The organism is Chryseobacterium nakagawai, from assembly GCF_900637665.1.
GTDB classification, from domain to species: domain Bacteria; phylum Bacteroidota; class Bacteroidia; order Flavobacteriales; family Weeksellaceae; genus Chryseobacterium; species Chryseobacterium nakagawai.
The window spans coordinates 5005219-5024233 of sequence record NZ_LR134386.1; the positions used below are offsets into that span (position 1 = coordinate 5005219).

At 32.1% G+C, this 19015-nt stretch carries 22 protein-coding genes; 18 read left to right on the forward strand and 4 right to left on the reverse strand.

Features of this window, described 5'->3' with window-relative positions:
* Positions 1-124: 124 nt before the first annotated feature.
* Positions 125-3019 carry an SIR2 family protein gene (locus EL260_RS22475; RefSeq protein ID WP_123857722.1) on the reverse strand — a complete coding sequence of 965 codons (2895 nt, stop codon included), beginning with the start codon at positions 3017-3019 and terminating at the stop codon, positions 125-127.
* A gap of 195 nt (positions 3020-3214) precedes the next feature.
* Positions 3215-3502 carry a helix-turn-helix domain-containing protein gene (locus EL260_RS22480; RefSeq protein ID WP_123857723.1) on the reverse strand — a complete coding sequence of 96 codons (288 nt, stop codon included), beginning with the start codon at positions 3500-3502 and terminating at the stop codon, positions 3215-3217.
* A 509-nt stretch (positions 3503-4011) separates the two neighbouring features.
* On the opposite strand from EL260_RS22480, the gene EL260_RS22485 reads away from it, so the two are divergent.
* Entirely contained in the window at positions 4012-4536 is a 525-nt protein-coding gene (locus tag EL260_RS22485) for a hypothetical protein (RefSeq protein ID WP_123857724.1), read from the forward strand.
* 210 nt (positions 4537-4746) lie between these two features.
* Here EL260_RS22485 and EL260_RS22490 read toward each other — a convergent pair whose 3' ends face one another.
* Together EL260_RS22490 and EL260_RS22495 are read right to left on the reverse strand one after the other, a co-directional pair.
* Positions 4747-5340 (reverse strand): DUF6624 domain-containing protein, encoded by a 594-nt coding sequence (locus EL260_RS22490; RefSeq protein ID WP_123857725.1) that lies wholly within the window; start codon positions 5338-5340, stop codon positions 4747-4749.
* A gap of 135 nt (positions 5341-5475) precedes the next feature.
* A complete protein-coding gene (locus EL260_RS22495) occupies positions 5476-5823 on the reverse strand; it encodes a winged helix-turn-helix transcriptional regulator (RefSeq protein ID WP_123857726.1) in 348 nt (115 codons plus the stop codon).
* Positions 5824-5908: 85 nt separating this feature from the next.
* On the opposite strand from EL260_RS22495, the gene EL260_RS22500 reads away from it, so the two are divergent.
* The 17 genes from EL260_RS22500 to EL260_RS22580 all read left to right on the forward strand — a co-directional run bounded on the left by EL260_RS22500 (position 5909) and on the right by EL260_RS22580 (position 18985).
* Complete coding sequence (locus EL260_RS22500) at positions 5909-6418, forward strand: dihydrofolate reductase family protein (RefSeq protein ID WP_123857727.1); 510 nt, start codon at positions 5909-5911, stop codon at positions 6416-6418.
* 214 nt (positions 6419-6632) lie between these two features.
* Complete coding sequence (locus EL260_RS22505) at positions 6633-7604, forward strand: Kelch repeat-containing protein (protein WP_123857728.1); 972 nt, start codon at positions 6633-6635, stop codon at positions 7602-7604.
* Between the two features lie 99 nt (positions 7605-7703).
* Positions 7704-8270, forward strand: coding sequence for a hypothetical protein (locus tag EL260_RS22510; protein WP_123857729.1), 567 nt, complete (start codon positions 7704-7706; stop codon positions 8268-8270).
* 70 nt (positions 8271-8340) lie between these two features.
* Positions 8341-8850 (forward strand): DUF2314 domain-containing protein, encoded by a 510-nt coding sequence (locus EL260_RS22515; protein WP_123857730.1) that lies wholly within the window; start codon positions 8341-8343, stop codon positions 8848-8850.
* A gap of 159 nt (positions 8851-9009) precedes the next feature.
* A complete protein-coding gene (locus EL260_RS22520) occupies positions 9010-9420 on the forward strand; it encodes an SMI1/KNR4 family protein (RefSeq protein WP_123857731.1) in 411 nt (136 codons plus the stop codon).
* Between the two features lie 92 nt (positions 9421-9512).
* On the forward strand, positions 9513-10073 hold the full coding sequence (locus EL260_RS22525; RefSeq protein WP_123857732.1) for an SHOCT domain-containing protein: 561 nt from the start codon (positions 9513-9515) through the stop codon (positions 10071-10073).
* Positions 10074-10284: 211 nt separating this feature from the next.
* Positions 10285-11457: a T9SS C-terminal target domain-containing protein gene (locus tag EL260_RS22530; protein ID WP_123857733.1), complete on the forward strand. Its 1173-nt coding sequence runs from the start codon at positions 10285-10287 to the stop codon at positions 11455-11457.
* A gap of 94 nt (positions 11458-11551) precedes the next feature.
* Positions 11552-12211 carry a DUF2461 domain-containing protein gene (locus EL260_RS22535; protein ID WP_123857734.1) on the forward strand — a complete coding sequence of 220 codons (660 nt, stop codon included), beginning with the start codon at positions 11552-11554 and terminating at the stop codon, positions 12209-12211.
* A 123-nt stretch (positions 12212-12334) separates the two neighbouring features.
* On the forward strand, positions 12335-13246 hold the full coding sequence (locus EL260_RS22540; RefSeq protein ID WP_228445572.1) for a serine hydrolase domain-containing protein: 912 nt from the start codon (positions 12335-12337) through the stop codon (positions 13244-13246).
* Positions 13247-13272: 26 nt separating this feature from the next.
* A complete protein-coding gene (locus EL260_RS22545; RefSeq protein WP_123857736.1) occupies positions 13273-13677 on the forward strand; it encodes an NUDIX hydrolase in 405 nt (134 codons plus the stop codon).
* A gap of 56 nt (positions 13678-13733) precedes the next feature.
* Positions 13734-15104 carry a hypothetical protein gene (locus tag EL260_RS22550; protein WP_123857737.1) on the forward strand — a complete coding sequence of 457 codons (1371 nt, stop codon included), beginning with the start codon at positions 13734-13736 and terminating at the stop codon, positions 15102-15104.
* Between the two features lie 8 nt (positions 15105-15112).
* On the forward strand, positions 15113-15538 hold the full coding sequence (locus tag EL260_RS22555; protein ID WP_123857738.1) for a DUF1801 domain-containing protein: 426 nt from the start codon (positions 15113-15115) through the stop codon (positions 15536-15538).
* A gap of 19 nt (positions 15539-15557) precedes the next feature.
* Positions 15558-16325: a hypothetical protein gene (locus tag EL260_RS22560; RefSeq protein ID WP_123857739.1), complete on the forward strand. Its 768-nt coding sequence runs from the start codon at positions 15558-15560 to the stop codon at positions 16323-16325.
* Positions 16306-17070 (forward strand): phosphodiester glycosidase family protein, encoded by a 765-nt coding sequence (locus EL260_RS22565; RefSeq protein WP_228445574.1) that lies wholly within the window; start codon positions 16306-16308, stop codon positions 17068-17070. The genes EL260_RS22560 and EL260_RS22565 overlap by 20 nt, the downstream gene beginning before the upstream one ends.
* A gap of 37 nt (positions 17071-17107) precedes the next feature.
* Positions 17108-17722 carry a dihydrofolate reductase family protein gene (locus EL260_RS22570; protein WP_228445576.1) on the forward strand — a complete coding sequence of 205 codons (615 nt, stop codon included), beginning with the start codon at positions 17108-17110 and terminating at the stop codon, positions 17720-17722.
* A gap of 16 nt (positions 17723-17738) precedes the next feature.
* Complete coding sequence (locus EL260_RS22575) at positions 17739-18113, forward strand: VOC family protein (protein ID WP_123857740.1); 375 nt, start codon at positions 17739-17741, stop codon at positions 18111-18113.
* Positions 18114-18202: 89 nt separating this feature from the next.
* The gene (locus EL260_RS22580) at positions 18203-18985 is read left to right on the forward strand and encodes a helix-turn-helix domain-containing protein (RefSeq protein ID WP_123857741.1); all 783 of its coding nucleotides are present in this window, start codon (positions 18203-18205) and stop codon (positions 18983-18985) included.
* Positions 18986-19015: the final 30 nt, after the last annotated feature.

Consider the following 19015-nt stretch of genomic DNA (forward strand, 5'->3'; position numbering starts at 1 on the left):
CCAGGAATGATGTAGTAGCAAGTCGCTAAAACAAATTTAATATATAAACCGTTCTGCTTTTTGTAGGGCGGTTTTAAAATTATGGAAACTCATGAAAAAACATTCCGCAAAAGCAGAATGTTTTTTATAAAGACTGATTATATTTCTCTAAGATTTCAAGAAAACTCTTATCCTTTTTATATTTATTTTTAATATCTGGAAAAAATCTCTTCACATTTTGTCCTAATAATAAAATATTATCAAGAAGTTCATAAAATTTCTCATCATCACCCATTGTTCCATAAATGGCAGCTTTAGTTCCAATATAATGATTAACCGGAATACTTGTATCACTATTTGATAATTTAATCGCTTTCTCTATCATATTTAGAGCCAGATCAAAGTTTCCTTCCAATCTATAATAATTTGCCTTAGCATTATAATACTCTGAGTTATTCTTTTGTGAAGAATTCATTTTATCAAGAAGGATTTTAGCTTCAGTTAAATTATTCATTTTCAACAATATATAAACCTTATCTATCATATATAAGGGATCTTTTTTTATACTTAAAGCTATATCAATATTATTAATTGCTTCATTATAAATATCTAAATTTTCATATACTTGAGATCTAGTATGATATAATTCTGAATCTTTGGATTCTTTTGAGGCCTCATGTAATTTAATTGCTTTATTTATGTATTCTAATGCTAAATTATTGTTTTCGAGCCTACGATAAATAGTGCAATACATATCATTCAGCTCAACTTTATTTTCATAATTGAATTTTGAACAATTTTCCAATTCTTCTAATGCATTTTGATATTCTTCTTTATAATATAATATCCATGCTCTTAAATAATAAACATTAGGGTTTTTCAGATCAATTCTAAGGCATTCATCAGAAATTTTAATCGCCTCTTCATAATCCTCTCTGCCAATATATATTTTTATCAAATTAATTAAGTTATCAATATTTTCAGGATAAATATCTCTAATTCTAAATGCAACATTATCAGCATTTTCCGTTTCTTTATTGTTAAGGTAGCAGATTTCTAAATTACTTAGAATCATGAGATCTTCAGGTTCAAAATCAAGATAATTATTAAAATTTATAATTGCTTGTCCCCATTGTTTATCTTTAAAAAAATGAATCCCTAAAGCACGATATTTCTCCTTCTCATTTAAAATATAATCTTTTAAAGGTGTAGTAGTAAGTTTAATTTGAGTATCTAAAAGTTTTTTATGTTGAATTGCAGGAAATTCTCTAATAAAGCTTACAAACTCCTGCATAATGCCTGCATATGGATAAAAACTTCCATTTACTATCGAATGATTAAGAACAAAATCCTTTTCTGTTTCGTCTAATTCTTTTTTTTCTTTAGACCTGTTTATTTTCGTATTACAATAAATGTATTTTAAACAATCTGGAAATGGTGCTTTTTCTAATAGATTAATAAATTCATCAATATTCTCACCCGCATAATTCTCATATATACTATCAAATAATGGATTTTCATCTTTAAAAAACGGAAGAAAATAATTAGAAGGTTTTTGAAAATATTCTTTATCAAAGACTTTTTCAGAAAATGTAAATATTTCAATACCGAAAATTAACAAATATTCTAAAATTTTTTGGCAGCCTTCTTGGACCTTGCTATTCAGAGTTAACGATTTAACTTTAGTTCTAATAACAGGATATTTCACCCATTTGTAGCCTAAATGATTAAGTACAATAACTAGATACGTTAAAGCTTTTTGCCAAACCTTTTCTTCACTATCATTTATAAAATCTATCAATAAAGATATTTTAGTACTATCCGCTTTATCGAAAATAATCAAACTACATGCTATAGCACTGACTAATTGACTTCTTTCATACCATTGATATTCCTTTATATCATTTCGTATTCTATTAATTTCAATTATAGTTTCATTTGCCAAATTTTCATTCCCATAAATTGATTCAAATAAAACCTCTATATGTGTATTTTTATATCCATCTATCTTTATTAGATCATCTAGATCTTTATATAAAAGCTGATAAACTTTTGATTTTAGATCATGTAGTTCAGATGCTAAAATTTTATTTCCTGGCGCCTTTTTAAGCTCTGTTGTTTTATTCTTAATTGTTAACAGAAGATTACTACTATCTTCCTCTAATATACTATCTTCAAGATAATTTTCTTTTTTATTTTCTATAATCTCACTTTTTATTTTAATAAGCTCATTTAAATACGTTTCTAGTGAATCTTTCCAATCATCAATTTTTATTTGTTTAACATCAAATTGTGAAAAATCATTGCTAACACTAGTTGAAAAAATAAAATGATTTCCTATAGGATAGTTATTATATAAACGTTTTATTTTACTAAATAATTCATTTACAAATGGATCTGAAAGACTAAATCCTAAAAAAAGAAAAGTTTTATTTTTAAAAAAATCACCTAAGGCATCTTGATTAGCATTATTATCAGAATAGATTAATTTGTAATCACTATCAAATAGAATTATAGTTTCTGGATTCTTAAAGTCTCCATGAATTTTATATAAAAATTTAGAATCATCTTTTTGGGCTTTTAAAGTCATAAATGAATTTTCATTCCCAAAAATATCAATATCACGATCCTCAGGTTTATTATGTTCTAGAATATGATCATAATTAGTTGTAATAATTTTTGTTGATAGTTTCCAAAGTAGTTTATGAATATTAGAATTTAAAGAATTATTAGTATTAAATTCATTGAAAATTTTGTGGGTATATACTTTAGCTTTAACCTTATATTCATTACCGTTGTTAGAATCATTTTCAAGTTTATTTAAAATATCCAATGGACTTCTTGTACCATTACTCAAATAACTTTTTAGATTATTGAAATTTAAATCGGAAGTCTCTGAAAAATCTGAATTTAAATCATCCAAAATTCCAGAAACCAAACTTTTCCATGAAGGGTGGTTCAAAGATATCGAAGCTCCTGCACCTATAAATAGAACAAGCTTATTATCTCTAATAGCTTTCTTTAAATTTTCATCAATCATTAGTTATAAATTATTCACATTTTGACAAAAATAATGATTTTAATAATAAATCATTATTAAACAAATTAATATTTAGATTTTCAAAGCAGAATAAAAGTATTCTACTGAATTTGGAAAAAACAATATTTTCTAGAAAATATAAATTTCCGCTACGCAAAGTCTTCTGACTTTGAGACAATAAAAAAACAGCTCTCGCTAGGATTTTTTCTTTATTTCTATTTCTTTTACAAATTCATATTTCTCTTCCAAAATTGGCTGTTCTGGCCAGAAATCCTTTGGAGAGCATCCCAAAGCTTTTGATATTAAGTTTAAGCTTTTAATATTATATTTCGCTGTTTTGGAATGGGCTTCAATATCTGAAATATAACTTGTACTCTTACCAATAGCTAAAGAAAGTGAGGTTTGACTAATACCTCTCTGTTCTCTTATTTCTTTCACTCTTGAAATGATATATCGTTCTATTTCGTCTAAAGAATCATGCATAATGACAAAGTGAGCCAAAAACAAAATAAAAAACTAAGGACTATAGTCCTGTATATTAAAAATATTATTATATTTGGAAAAGATTACTCATTAGAGTAATTTTGCGATACTTCAAAGAAATATAGAAGCTATTGCTTAGAATCTTGTAATAGAAAACTGGTAATTTTTAACACACGAGACGATAAGTAAAAGGCTCACGACCTAGGCGTGGGCTCTCTTATCCTGTGTGTGGGTATACCAGTACCTCTATTACGGATATTGTAGAGTCTCATGCCGTTTTTATTTTCATGCTGTTCTGCTTTTCTACAATTATCTTTTTCTAAGCCTGCTTTACCACATACAGTATCATGATACGGTACAATGGGGTGTACAATCCATTGCGGCTTTCGGGCTTTTAGAAAAACACAAATTCTATCCTATTCATTCGGCTTGTATAGACAGGAAGTTCAGACATTGCACGGCTTACTTCTTTACTGCCCGCAGAATCGTACAACAAAAAATACACACTCATGAAAAAAAACAGAACAAACTTTCAATCCCAGCTTGGGAAAGGCTGGAAGAATCATTACGAGTTACAGCAGATGGAAACATTTTTTCAGCTCAATGACTTGGTAGCCACCAAAGAACTTTTAAACACCATTATGAGCTATGCCCTTAAAAGAAATAGCTGGATAAAGGAAGAACCTTCTGTCATTTATCATTTTCACCAGGCAATGCGGTCATTCATCCGTGCAGGTTACTTCATCATGCTGAAAGAAAAGAAATATACAATCAATACTCAGTTGGAAGAGGTCTCGCCATTGGTTCTTGGTCTGCTTTCGGAGAAAGAATACCAAAATCCTCTGCTGGTCTTTAAAAAAGCATTTAAAGAATACAGCGTTAAGGAATTTGATTATTTTATTTCAGGCATGGTCTATTTCTCAATGGGAATCTATGACAAGCTACCGGAAAGGAATATGGTAAACCCGTACATTCATCTGATTAAAATGCTGGATGCAGCATATCTTATTATTGAAAGGAGAAGGAAAGAATAAAGATAGTCTTGCTCCGCCATACACAATCTCCCGGCTTTGCACTAATAAACTAAGTAATCCTAAATTTTCCGATTTAGGATTATCTATAATATTATTTCATCTAAAATACCTTCTTCCACTCCCCCAACTTTGCCTATATTTTTTTTGTAACCACACTAAATATGCACAACCAGCTACGCAAAGTCGTCTACGTGATTACATGTTGTGTTGTTAATTCGTATTGAACTGAATATTAAAATACTTTATTAAATAATCCTCTATTGGGTCCAATCCCATTTCTTTTCTTCTTTCGTTTACAGTTTCAGGATTTTCTAATTTATACAATTTACCATTTTCTATTTGTGAACCATATATTTGGGGTTTTCCTTCGTCCATTAACATCCTATCTTTCATCAATGCATATTGCTGTTTAGATAAGTCTCCATTTTTTACCGCTTTCTCTATTTGTGGAAAATACTTTTTTCTGATTTCTTTAGTACTATGTTGCAGACCCAACCAGATTGCATCCATGTGTTTTTGATCCACCTCCTTTAATGTCGGCATACCACACTTTTCAATAATGCTAATCACTAATTCCTGATTCCTGTGATCTTCTTTAGCGTATTTGATGAGTTCATTTGATTTTCTAATCCTTTGGTCACTTTCAAAAACTTCGCTCAAGATTTGATTTTTTTTGCTGCAATCGACTTCAATAATATCTACTGAACCTACATAGACAAATTTATCCCTATTCATATAAAGGAATATTGATATCATTAAAACAAGAGCGGTTAATATGCTAAATAATATTTTTTTTATTTTCATTTCTATTTTTGTGTCATAATCCAAAATAGATTGACCATTTTTGGTTAAAAATTAATCGTAAAAATAAGAAAAAATAGAGCCATCAAAATCAAAAAAATGATTTGGTATAAACTCAGCTTCTTAATGATCTAAGAATCATTTCTCCTTTATTTTCTTTCTATGCTTCAAACCAAAATTAATTAAAGCATTGACAACCTCTTCAGTTTCTTCAGCGTGTGTAGTAAGTGCATACGAAACGGTAACAGGTTTGGTATTATTAACCGTTCGGGTGATCAGTAAATTATTTTCCAGTTCCTGCAGCACTTTGGATAAAACTTTTGGACTTATTCCCTGAGCTGTTTCCTGAAGATCTTTAAACCGCATTGTTTCGTGATGATACAAATTATGCAGAATGCAGAATTTCCATTTGCCACCCAACAATTCAATGGCATCTTTAAGGGCCAATATTTGTTCTTTACTGATGTCATTTTTTTTAGTACTCATACACACAATAGCTACTTTCCAAAAGGTAACGGATAGTAAAGGTAAAGTTTCTTTCAGATAATTTTACACTGCAAAAAAATTAAAAATGAAAGTAACAGTAATTGCCAACATTTCAGCTAATGGTAAAGTATTATTATCCGACAATCCACATCATCAGCTGCCAGCAGAAGCGATGGAGTTTTATTTAGCATTCGCGAAAAAAGTTGGAAATCTTGTCATAGGTTTTAAAACCTTTGAAAATTTTTTAACCTTCCCACTGGAAGTCAAAGACCATTTCAGCGGAATAGAAATCGTAATACTCTCTGAAAAGCCTTACCCATCAAAAGACTACAAGACTGTAAAAAGTCCTGAAGAAGCTATTGAATATATGTCAGAAAAAGGTTGGCACGAAATGGCAGTTGGCGGTGGAACAGGTGCTTTTAATGCCTTTATAGACAAAGATTTGGTAACGGACATTTATTTTAATCTTCATCCACTCATCACAGGAGCTGGCGGTGTTTTAGGAAACAGCAGTGAACTGAACTCAAAATTTAAACATAAAGAATATAACCTTAAAAACGGTTTTATTCAACTGCATCTAAGCAAAGAAGACTGAATAACACCGAGCCAAAAAGGTGAATACAGTCTTGGATATATTCTGGATGAAAAAAATATTCTTCTTTTAATCTTCCTAAAGAGGAACAGAAAGAAGCTCATCAACTTTTCCTTATCTTTGAAATACGATTATTCTCTTAAAGAATCCGGTATAAAAAATAAACCTGAATCATTGAAAGAAAATCAAATAGAACCAAACACTAAAACGCCTTCCATTGAAAACAAAATTAGTATTCCTTTCTTTTTTAGGTACACTGTTCACCCAAGCTCAAACCCTTGCTTTTAAAAATCTTGCCAATCTGTCTGTAGGCAGAGGTGCTACAGCCAGTGTAATCGTGGATGATAATATCTATGTAAGCAATGGATATCAGGAAAAGGGAGGTAATGCCAATTATATTGAGAAATATAATATTACAGATAATAAATGGAATGTTCTCAATGCTACTCTACTTCCCAAAAAATTGGCTAATTCGGAGACTTACCATAATAAAATTTATATTTTTAACGGTTGGGGAAATAGTCATCTTGAAATTCTGGACTTAGCAACCAATACCATAACGAAGGGAGCTGTTAATCGTTCCTATACAGGAAATGCAGGTTCTGCCCTCTATAACGGCAAAATATATGTGTTTGGTGGCAGCGGACTCAATGGAGCGGCAACCACTGTATTTTCTAATAGATTCCAATATTATGATATTGCTACCAATACATGGCATTCATTACCCGATATGCCCACAGCCAGAGAAACAAAGGGCAAAATTGTGAATGACAAGCTTTATGTCATTGGTGGTTTTAACGGTACTCCCTCCCGTCTGATCAATGTTTACGACCTCAACACTAATCTCTGGATCAAGCAATATACGATGCCTGCCGGAATATCCGGACACTCATTAGCGGTATCCGGTAATAAGATTTTTATTGCAGGGGGTGTTAATAATCAATCTTTTCTGGCCTATTTTGATACGACAACCAATAAGTTACACCAATTATCATCCAATATGATTCCCAGAAGGCATACCACAGCAGAAATATATAACAATAAACTATACATCATCGGCGGAAGTACAACGTCTGTTACCAGTTCAGCTATTAAAAGCATACAAGTGGCAGATATCAGCGAAAGTGTACTCACTGCGCAAAGTCTCCCGACTTTGAATAAAAATTACAAGGCATACTCCCAAAAATAGAAAAATTCAGATAGCAAAAATAATATAATGGTAATGTAGTGGTACATAAATAATAGTAAAACAATGGATAAATTTGAATAGTAATAACCATACAATACCATGCAAACAGATTTTTTCGGAACAGTGGAGGATAAAAAATTAATATTGGATTTTATATTTTCAGAAACTAATTATCTCGTTTTTGATCATTATTCTGAATTTGGAGAAGAATTAAAACAGTATTTTTCAACCAGCGAAATTCTGGAAAAATTTGATTTAGAAAACGGCAAACAAAATGCCGTTACATTTGGGCTTTGGAATCCGCTAGATAAAACCAAAAATATCGTTCGAAAAGTGACATTAGATCCTAAATATTGTAACGGACATACATTTCGATACACAAGTGAAGGCTGGGGAATCCAAAGATTATATTTTGGCGGAATCCAAAATGGTTTTCTCAATGCATCCCAGTTTATGGGATTTAACGAAAAAGGAGCTATAGCAAAAGATTCTATACACCCGGATCATGAACAAGAAGCTCATCAATTAGACTGGAAACTTATTCGCTCCGATCAAACAAAACTTAAAAATTATATTGAGAAAAAACTTGGAGCTGAAAAGCATACTCGTGGAATCATTTTAAAGAATGCCAACCAACTCATTACCCATTACGAATTAAAAATATAATAATAAAGAGCACAAATATGAACAATGGATAACCATTTAGAAAATCAAATTAATATTATTAGATTAAATTATGCATTTTAAGTTTCCAATCTATCTACTTTTATGTCTTGTCCTATTAAGCTGTCAGAAAAAAAATAAAATTGTAAAAAGAGATAACGAGCCTGATGTACATATTTTACCGGGAGAAGACAATGACATGAATATTGCAATAGAAAAGGCTCAAAACTCTTTATATCAATTCAAACAAGCAATAGAAAGCCACAATCCGGATTATTATAATTTCGCATTAAAAGAAAGATTTGCCGCAGCAGATTCCAGTTATGAACATATCTGGATAAGCGAAGTGCAATATTCTGACCATAAGTTCTATGGAATCGTGGATGGAGACCCCATTTCAACAACAGAGGTTAAACTGGGAGACATTATTGAAATTAATCCTCAGAATATCACGGATTGGATGTATATTGATAAAAGCATAGTAAAAGGAGCGTATACTACCAGAGTGTTAAGGAAAAGAATATCAAAGGAAGAGCGGGAGCAGATGGACAAGGAAAGTGGTTTTGTTTTTGAGAATGAGTAAACAAAACAATGACGTATTTGAAAGGGTTTGTTATATTTAAAAAAAACTAATCTATGAAAAGGCTTATTCTAATTGCTTTATTTTCAATCCCTTCATTTTTTTTAAAATACCCTCCCAAAATCTTGAAATATCATTATATTTTATCATAATTCCTATAAAATGATAACAAATCTGACCGAAACCATTATAAAAAATTGGGCAAGCGAAAATATCAGGCTCAGTCCTCCAGCAACAATACACTCAATTAAAACAAACGAAGAGATTATAGGCTTTCAGTTTCCTGATGATTTTAAAGAATTTTATCTAAAACATGACGGCTTCATAGATTGGGATTGGACAAAGAACATGTTTTCCGTCTGGCCACTAGCAAGAACTCTGGAGGAATACGACAACGAAAGTGATAAAAGTTTCATTGTATTTGCAGACTATCTGATCAATGCCATTCAGATCGGTTTTGTGAAAGGAAAAGATGGAGTATTTAAAAATAGTGGTGAAACACATGAATGGATAGCAGATACTTTTTCTGATACTATAGCTCTTATCCATGCGGATGCAGATATTTTGTATTGAGGTAAATCGCTTATAGATAAGGATTCCCGTAAGGTAAGCTCTGCCCCATGTTTTATTTTTGACTTTCAATTTTGATTATTAAAAATAAAACAATGAAAAGACTAGTCTTATTCTTTACCATGCTTATTTTTGGAAGTTCTTACTCGCAAAACACTCCAACATTTGAAAATGATACCCTTACTACCTCAACAGGTTTTAAGGTGTATGAAGGTTTAGACCTGAAAATCGGGACAGGCTCTATGAATGATGGCGATTTTAAATTTATCAGGACCAATGCCTCTTCCCTATTCAATTATTCTTCAACTACAGGATATCAGGGACTGGCCAATCAGGCAAATTCTTTTAAAAGAAGCAACTCCGGGCTGTCATTCAAGGTTAAAAAAATAATGTCGAGAGGGAACAAAAAAAATGGTTTTGTGTATTATGCTAAAATCGGGAGCGGTCTTATGAATTATGAAATAGATCTTGAAAACGCCATCAGATCAGGTGAGCTGATTGTTCCGGATGATTTTTTACCTAAAGAAAAATCTCAGCGTCCGAATTCGGAAACGAAATATGACAGACTGAAGAAAATTAAAGAATTGAAAGAGTCCGGCGTCCTGTCTGAAGAAGAATTCCAAAAGGAAAAAGATAAAATAATGGCTGAAAAATAGCTTTCATACATAGCCGTTCTGTTCTCAGAGCGGTTTTTATTTTTTGAATTTAATCACATTATTATTTAATCTCACTCAAGGCAAAACGAAAAAATATTAAACTTTTCCCTATCTTTGAAAAACGATGTTTTATTACAATTCGGCATTAAAAAACAATCCCCGAATCGCTTCTATAACATCTATCAAAACCAAACACTAAATCTTAACACCATTGAAAACAAAATTATTTTTCCTTTCTCTTTTGGGTTCATTCTTAGCCCATGCCCAAAACCTTCACTTTCAAAAGCTGGCAGATATGTCTGCAGGCAGAGGCGCCATAACAAGTGTAATCGTAAATGACAACATGTATGTGACCAATGGCTATACCATCGAAGGAAATACTAATTATATTGAGAAATATAATATTATAGATAATAAATGGAGTATTCTCAATGCTACTCTGGTTCCCAAAAGATTTGCCAATTCAGAAACGTACAACAATAAAATTTATATTTTTAACGGCGTAGGAAATAGTCAACTTGAAATTTTAGATCTTAGCACCAACACTACAACACATGGAGCAGTTAATCCTTTTTATGCAGGAAATTCTGGTTCTGCAATATACAATGGTAAAATCTATGTGTTTGGAGGCAGTGGATTAAACGGAGCTGCAAACACTGTATTTTCTAATCATTTTCAGTATTATGATATTGCTTCAAATACATGGAATTCATTACCGGACATGCCTACAGCTAAAGAAACAAAAGGCAAAATTGTTAATGATAAACTCTATGTCATTGGTGGTTTTAACGGAACTTCCTCTAACCTGATCAATGTTTACGACCTTAAAACTAATCTTTGGACCGATCAATATACTATGCCAGCCGGTGTATCCGGGCATTCATTAGCTGTATCCGATAATAAGATTTTTGTGGTAGGTGGTTATGATAATCAAACTTTTTTAGCCTATTTTGATACTACGACCAATGAATTGCATGAGTTATCTTCCAATATGATTCCCAGAAGGCACTCAACGGTGGAGGTATATAATAATAAATTATACATCATGGGTGGAAGCACCACTTCTGTTGCCAACTCATCTATTAAAAGCACCCAGGTTGCAGATATTAATGAAAGTGCAATCTCTTCAAACGTAATCACTGAAGATTATGAAACTAAAACAAGGGTGTTTACCAATGTTCATAGAGACGGCTTTGTCATCAGTAATAAAAACAATAGCAATCAATTTGAATATACCATTTTTACAATGAACGGAAAGCAAATCGGGAAAGGGTTTGCCTATTATAATAGAAATATAGACTTAACAAAAGTACAACGGGGGACTTACATTTTTACTTATAAAAATGAGAAGGGGGTTTTGCAGAAGATCAGGGTGATGATATAATCACAAGCGTTCAAATATCAATCCCGAGTCAGAACAAACATACATTTATATTGATTTACATTTATTCTACAGATCAATAACTTCAAACATCTATATGAAAAAAGCATTTGAATTTCTTAAACAATTAGAAAAAAACAACAACCGGGAATGGTTTGCACAGCACAAATCTGAATATGATTTGATCGTAAAAGAAAACAAAGTTTTTTTCAATCAGGTATATACTGAACTTCAGGAATATGATAATTTAAAAGGCATTCATATTTTCAGGATTTACAGAGATGTTCGTTTTTCTAAAGATCAGACTCCTTACAAAAACAATTTTGGAGTTGGATTTTCCCGTTCAAAGCCCATGCTAAGAGGCGGATATTATATTCAGTTGGAACCCGGTAACAGTTTTGTAGGCGGTGGTTTTTGGGGACCTGATGCCAAGGATTTACTTCGTATCCGCAAAGAATTTGAAATCAGTACTAGGGAAATCGAAAAGATTACCGCTGATGAAACGTTTGTAAAATATTTTGGAGAACTCAAAGGGGATGCTGTAAAAACAGCTCCACGAGGCTTTGATAAAAATCATCCGGCTATAGACCTTATCAGAAAAAAACAATACATCGTTATGCGAAAATTTACCGATAAAGAAGTTTTATCTGATAATTTTCAAAAAGAAGTAGTGTTGACCCTCCTGGCTATGCGTCCCTTTTTTGATTATATGAGTGAAGTGCTGACAACGGATCTTAACGGAGAACCTTTATTTTAATTTCTCTGACATACAATAACCATGCATTACCATAAACAATTCTTTTTATTTTTCACCACACTCCTGCTCCTAAGTTGCTCTGCATTTGCCCAGACAAAAAAGGCAGCTCAAATTGATTCTTTAATGAAGCAGTTCAGTCAAAATGGGACTTTTAACGGAAATGTTTTGGTTTCAAAGAATAATAAGATCATTTACAACGCTTCCTTTGGCTTTACAGATGCTGCAAAAACAAAGAAACTAACCACTGATTACAGGTTTAATATCGGTTCTATTACCAAAGAATTCAGCGGTGTTGCATTATTACAGTTACAGGAAAAGGGCAAATTGAAAATAGAAGATCATATCTCCCAACACATTCCGGAATTACCCAAATGGGCCAATGAAGTCACTATAAAGGATTTATTACAATACACAAGCGGACTGCCCAATGTAAATTGGAAAAAAATTAAAAGTAATAAAGATATTTTCGATGATTTAAAATTAATCGACAAACTTGATTTTGTGCCGGGAACTCAATACGATTACAACATGAACAATGTTTTTCTAAGACAGTTTATAGTTGAAAAAATTACCGGAATGCCTTACAAAAAGTATGTAAGTAAAAATATTTTCCAGCCATGTAAAATGAATTCGTCTGAAATTACGCCTATTGTTGATGAAAAATTGATTGCAAAAGGATTTAATAACAAATTAACAGAAGATAAACCTGATTTTTTGGTGGGTGGAACTTTCTTACCTACCACTGATTTGCTAAAATGGTCAGATTGCCTCTATTCCAATAAAGTCATTAATGAAAATTCATTGTTTGAATTGGGACAGCAGTTTGATTTACCGGATACTCAGTCCTCTTTGGGCGAAGCCAAATTTAAAAACAAAAAATTAGTTACTCACTCTCATGATGGAAGAGCCGGAAACTATGAAGCCCTTTTGGTTTCTGATCTGAATGAAAAACTAACCATTATCTTACTGGGCAATAATTACAACGGAAAACTATTTGAAATTTCTGATGCGATTACAGTAATTTTAAAAAAATAAAAAATATAATACTCTAAAAAATAACAATGGAACACAAAATCATTGACAAACTAGCCTGGATCGAATTAAAAAACAAATCCATTTTGTCCACAAAAAGCTACGGAAAAGACAAATATTATATTCCTGGTGGAAAAAGAGAATCCGGAGAAACAGATGAACAGGCTCTGATTCGTGAAATAAGTGAAGAATTAAGCGTTACCATTGATCCTAAAACACTTCACTATATCGGAACTTTTGAGGCTCAGGCCCATGGACATGCTGAAGGTATCCTTGTAAAAATGACCTGTTATTCCGGAGAATATTCCGGGGAGCTAAAAACCAACTCTGAAATTGAAGAAATGAAATGGCTTCATTATTCAGACAAAGATAAAATATCAGAAGTAGATCAAATAATTTTTGACAGCTTACACGAAAATAATTTATTGGATTAGCAGCTGTTATTTTTTACCCTTAAAATAGAAGCTGAAACATAAACGATAACAACACTATGAAACAAAGTTTTTTCGCATTATTTTTTTTGTTGTCCTTTTGGGCATTCGGGCAGAAAATCAGCTTCAATATTAAGTATTCTGAGCAGTTGGCCGTCTTTGTTTTTATACAGAACCTTTCCGATCATTATCCGGAAAATGTATTTAAGACCGCATTCACTCAATCAAAGTATAATACTCAAAAGTACAAGGATCTTATTGTAAAGTTCGAGCGACTGCCAATCGATTACAGTTATTCATTTGATGAATATCCTTATGGTTCAAAAATACCCATGCAGTCCAGAGACATTCTGAAAAAGAATCTGATTGAAACAAATAATTTAAATGATTTTAAGCTTCGTTCTATCGGAATCCTGCCTAATGTAACTTTGCAGAGTATCTCTGAAATTATTTCAGCATTTACCCCAATTTACAATGAGCTTATTTATATTCCTAATAAAGATCAGTTTGAACCACAACTAAAGAAAATCAGCATGTACTCCAGGGAGAAAAACATGGAATATTATTTTCAGACAGGTTTATTGTTCTATAACTCAACCTGGGATGTTTCGATCCCTTTTGAAATCGCAATGTATCCTTTGCCCAATTCAATGGGGTTTACAGCCCAGGCTTTTTACAATAACTTTATAAGTGCCGTTCAAACCAATTTAAAAGATTACACAGGCTTTTTCAGTGTTATGCTGCATGAAACCTACCACATCCTTAATGATGAACAGTCTCTTGCTGTGAAAAAAGAGATTGCAAAAAACTTTAAGGACAATCCATCGAAATACAGCAACTATGCCTATCAATTAATGAATGAAGCACTGGCAACCGCTATGGGAAATGGATACGTCTATGAAAGCCTTAATGGGAAAACAGACACCAATGACTGGTATTACAGCCAATACGTTAATCTGATGGCAAAGAAAATATATCCGACAGTAAAGGAATATATCGCTCAGAAAAAACCTATTGATAAAAATTTTATTAATACTTATATCAGGATTTATGAGGAAAACTTTCCTGGATGGATCAACGAACTTGACCATATTATGACATACAGATATATCCTGTCTGAGAATAAAAAAGATTTTAATAAGATAGGTCAAATGTATCCTATGCGTTCAAGTGAGGAATCTGAAACACAAATTACCATGCTCAGTCTTGAAAAAATGAAGAAAACTCCTCTAACAAAAATCATTATTATCTCCCAAAACCATAACGAAAAACTTAACCTCGTTAAAAGCCAATTCAAAGAATTGAACCAGTGGAGCTTTAATCCTGACAAAGAATTTCAGTACAAGATTCTTTTGGATGACAAAAGCCAGCTTTTGATCATTAACCAACAGCAATCACCTATTGAAACTTTTTTTGCCAATTCCAAATAAAATAAGACATGAACATCCAGGAACAGATCAAAAAATATATTGCGGCACAATCTGAACCCAAACGTTCCGAGATGTGGGAACTTCACCACATCATGCTCGAACTTATGCCGAATCGTAAATTATGGTTTCTGGACGGTAAAAACGATGAAGGTAAAACGGTTGCTAACCCCAATATAGGCTACGGGTCTCAGATCATGCAATATGCCGATGGAAAAAGCAAAGAATTTTACCAGATCGGAATGAGCGCCAATACCACCGGAATATCTGTTTATATTATGGGAATAGATGATAAAACTTATTTAGCCAGAACCTTTGGAGAAGGAATAGGAAAAGTCATCATAACCGGATATTGTATTAAGTTTAAAACATTGAAAAATATCAACATTGAGGCTCTTAAAGCTGCCATACAATATGGCTACACTCAAAAATCCTAATTCCATTCAATAATCTAAAATGAAGTTCAAATTATTTATCTTATTTTTTACTTTTTCAGTCATAAAAATTCTAGCTACAGGTCAGGAACCGGACAGGATCATCATCAACAATAAAGAATATAAATTACTCAATAACCCACTAGAGAAATATTTTACAGACCATCCTGAGCACCATCCTATTTATGGATCTAAAAACACCATTAAAAAAGAGGGTAAAGAAGAAACGATTTTTATTGGTTCAACATCCAACCATCGTGGTTACATTGCGACATTTAAAATTGAAAACAATCTTTTAAGTCTTGTTGATATTAAGATTCAAAATCCGACCTCTGATGAATATGAATATATTTCTGTTTTTAAAAAAACATTTGGTGATAGGAAAATAGTCCTTAATTATACCGGAATATTAATCATTCCAATAGGCAAAATGCTTGAGGCTGCTAATTTTGGATATGCTTCACTATATGATAAATATCATCTTATAACGATTCAGAATGATAATATTATAAAAGAAAAAGAATTGGATAAAGATGGTTTTATGGACTTTAAAGTCAGACAATTTATGGATTTCAAAAAAACTGAAGAATATAAAACTGAAGTAAAAAACTATTATGAAGACTGGAATACAAGTAAAGAATGGGATCTATCAAGAAAAAATACCCGTGGAATGTCAAAAAAGGAGATTGCTCAGCTGAAAAAGAAATATGAGCTTCCACCCAATGAAGACTATATTGACAACTATCTTTTTGTAGTTTCGAACCCTGATTTTGTCATTACAAACTATTAGAAAACTGTTGTATCTTCATTATCCGATGCCAAAACAATATAATTATCTGCTCGCCCTCCTACTCTTTCTCATCATCTCCTGTAGCGAAAAGATACAGGATAAAAACAACTTTATCATGTATCAGGTGAATCCTAAAAAGCAAACGGTAAAATTGTATTGGAAAAACAGTAAAAATGAAATACTGAAAAGCATCGGCAATCTCAAAAATGAAGCGGAATCTAACAATGAAAAATTAATTTTCGCCATGAATGGCGGAATGTTTGAACCTGATAATTCACCAAAAGGACTTTATATAGAGAATTTCAAAATTCTAAAACCTATTGACCCATTGCAAGGCTCCGGAAACTTTTATCTTCAGCCTAATGGAATATTTTATATAACCCAAAACAATGAGCCGGGAATTGTTGATACTAAAAAATATAAACAAAATCCCACCATTAAATATGCCACTCAATCCGGACCGATATTGTTGATTAATGGAAAAACAAATCCCATCTTTCAAAAAGATTCTAAGAATCTGAACATCAGAAACGGCGTTGGAATACTGGAAAACGGAGAAATTATTTTTGCCATGTCTAAAAAAGAAATTAATTTCTATACCCTTGCCCAATTTTTTAAGGAAATGGGCTGCAAAAAGGCATTATATCTCGACGGTTATGTTTCCAGAGCGTATCTTCCTGAGAAAAACTGGCTGCAAGTTGATGGAGACTTTGGAGTAATGATAGGAATTACAGAACCCCAATAAAAATACCTATTAATCAGTTTCTCTAAAAAGTAAAAATATGTTATCTTTCGTTGGTATCAGAAAAATCACCCAACACTTCTTACTGACGATTATTATGAAAAGCATTATTCTTGATTTAGCAACAACCTTAGACGGATTTATTGAAGGCCCCAACGGAGAAATCGACTGGTGCATTATGGATGATGATATGAATTTTGATGGCTTTATATCTGGAATTGACACCATTTTCTATGGAAGAGTAAGCTATGATGCATGGGGAAATTACCGACCTGATGAAAATGCAGCTCCGGAAGAACTGGAATTCTGGAAAACCATTCATGCAAAGAAGAAGTTTGTATTTTCAAGTCAAAACCGTGAAGATGAAAAGGCAACATTTATTCACTCCGATCTTGTGGAAAAAGTTTCAGAGATAAAAAAACAGGACGGAAAAGATATCTGGTTGTATGGCGGAGCAAGTCTTATCAAAACTTTCATTCAAAATAATCTCATTGATGTTTACCGAATTTCTGTACATCCGGTTGCTTTAGGAAGTGGAAAACCCCTTTTTGAAGATTTAAAAGAAAGATTAAATTTAAAGCTCGTTAAGACCAATATATTTAAATCCGGTGTGGTACAGCTTATTTATCATCCATCTCCTGTAATTATCAAATAAAGCATGCTCTTTAGCTATGAATATAAAATTAGATTCCATCATCCTGTATGTACAAAATATCAGTTTACTCAAAAAATTTTATGTTGAAAACTTTAACTTAAAAATGATTGAAGAAGATTCCAGCTGGGTTTTGATGAACGCAGGGACAGTAAATATTGGTCTTCATAAAATTGGCGATCAGTATCTGGAAAAAATAGAACCCGGTTACCAATTTGATAACAATACCAAACTTGTTTTTGAAGTAGATACAGATATTGAATCAGCAAGAAATGAATTGGTCTCAAAAAGAATAGAAATGAGAGCCATTAAAACTTTTGAAAACTATGATTTTTGGTTGTGTGATGGCATAGATCCTGAAGGAAATGTATTTCAGCTAAAATGCAAAAAATAATAAATTGGATTAAAATTTTTCAACTTTATTTTTTAGCATTTAAGTTGATGGAAAATCAAACTACTTCTTAACAAACTAAATTTAATTCCATGAAAATAAAGAAAATATTGGGGTTTGTGTTGTGTATCACTACTCATTTCTTGTTCGGCCAAAATATGTCCGTTATTGAAAAACAACTGAATGAAGCCTTCCAAAAAATTAATTATTGGTCTTCCGATGGCAGAGATCATAAAGATTCTTATGATTCTTTAGCTGTTGCCAACACAAAGTTTGAAAAATTATTAGTACGATATACCTCTTCTCAACCTCAGACGATCAGTCATGATTTTAAATCTCTGGAGAAAAACGGGCTCATTGTGAAGACCTCAGAAGATGGCAAATTCCGGATATATTCATGGGATACATGGACAGGAGGAACGATGCATTTCTTTAAGAATGTCTTTCAATACGAAACCATTGATAAAAAAATATATTCTAAAGCTGTAGAAAGTCAGGGAGAAGGTGATCCGGGATGTTATTATTATCAGATCAATGATATTATTTCAGAGAACAAAAAATATTATCTTACTCAAAGTAAAGCAATACTAAGCTCCGCAATGAGCTACCATGTTATCAAAGTCTTTTCTATTGATAAACAGCAGCTGAATGATAAAGCTCAGCTCATCAAGACTCAAAGCGGAATAAAAAATCAGCTAAGCTATGAAGTAGATCTTACAGCTTCAGCCAACAGAAACTATCAAGGCAGAGATTATGAGATTGAATATGATTCTAAAAATAAAATTATCAGTATTCCTTTAATACAGGCAGATTCTAAAGTTACCAATAAAAAGATCAGGTATCAGTTTAAGGGAAAATATTTTGAGAAAATGTAACAACTTTTTAGCAGTATTATTTTTTTATTT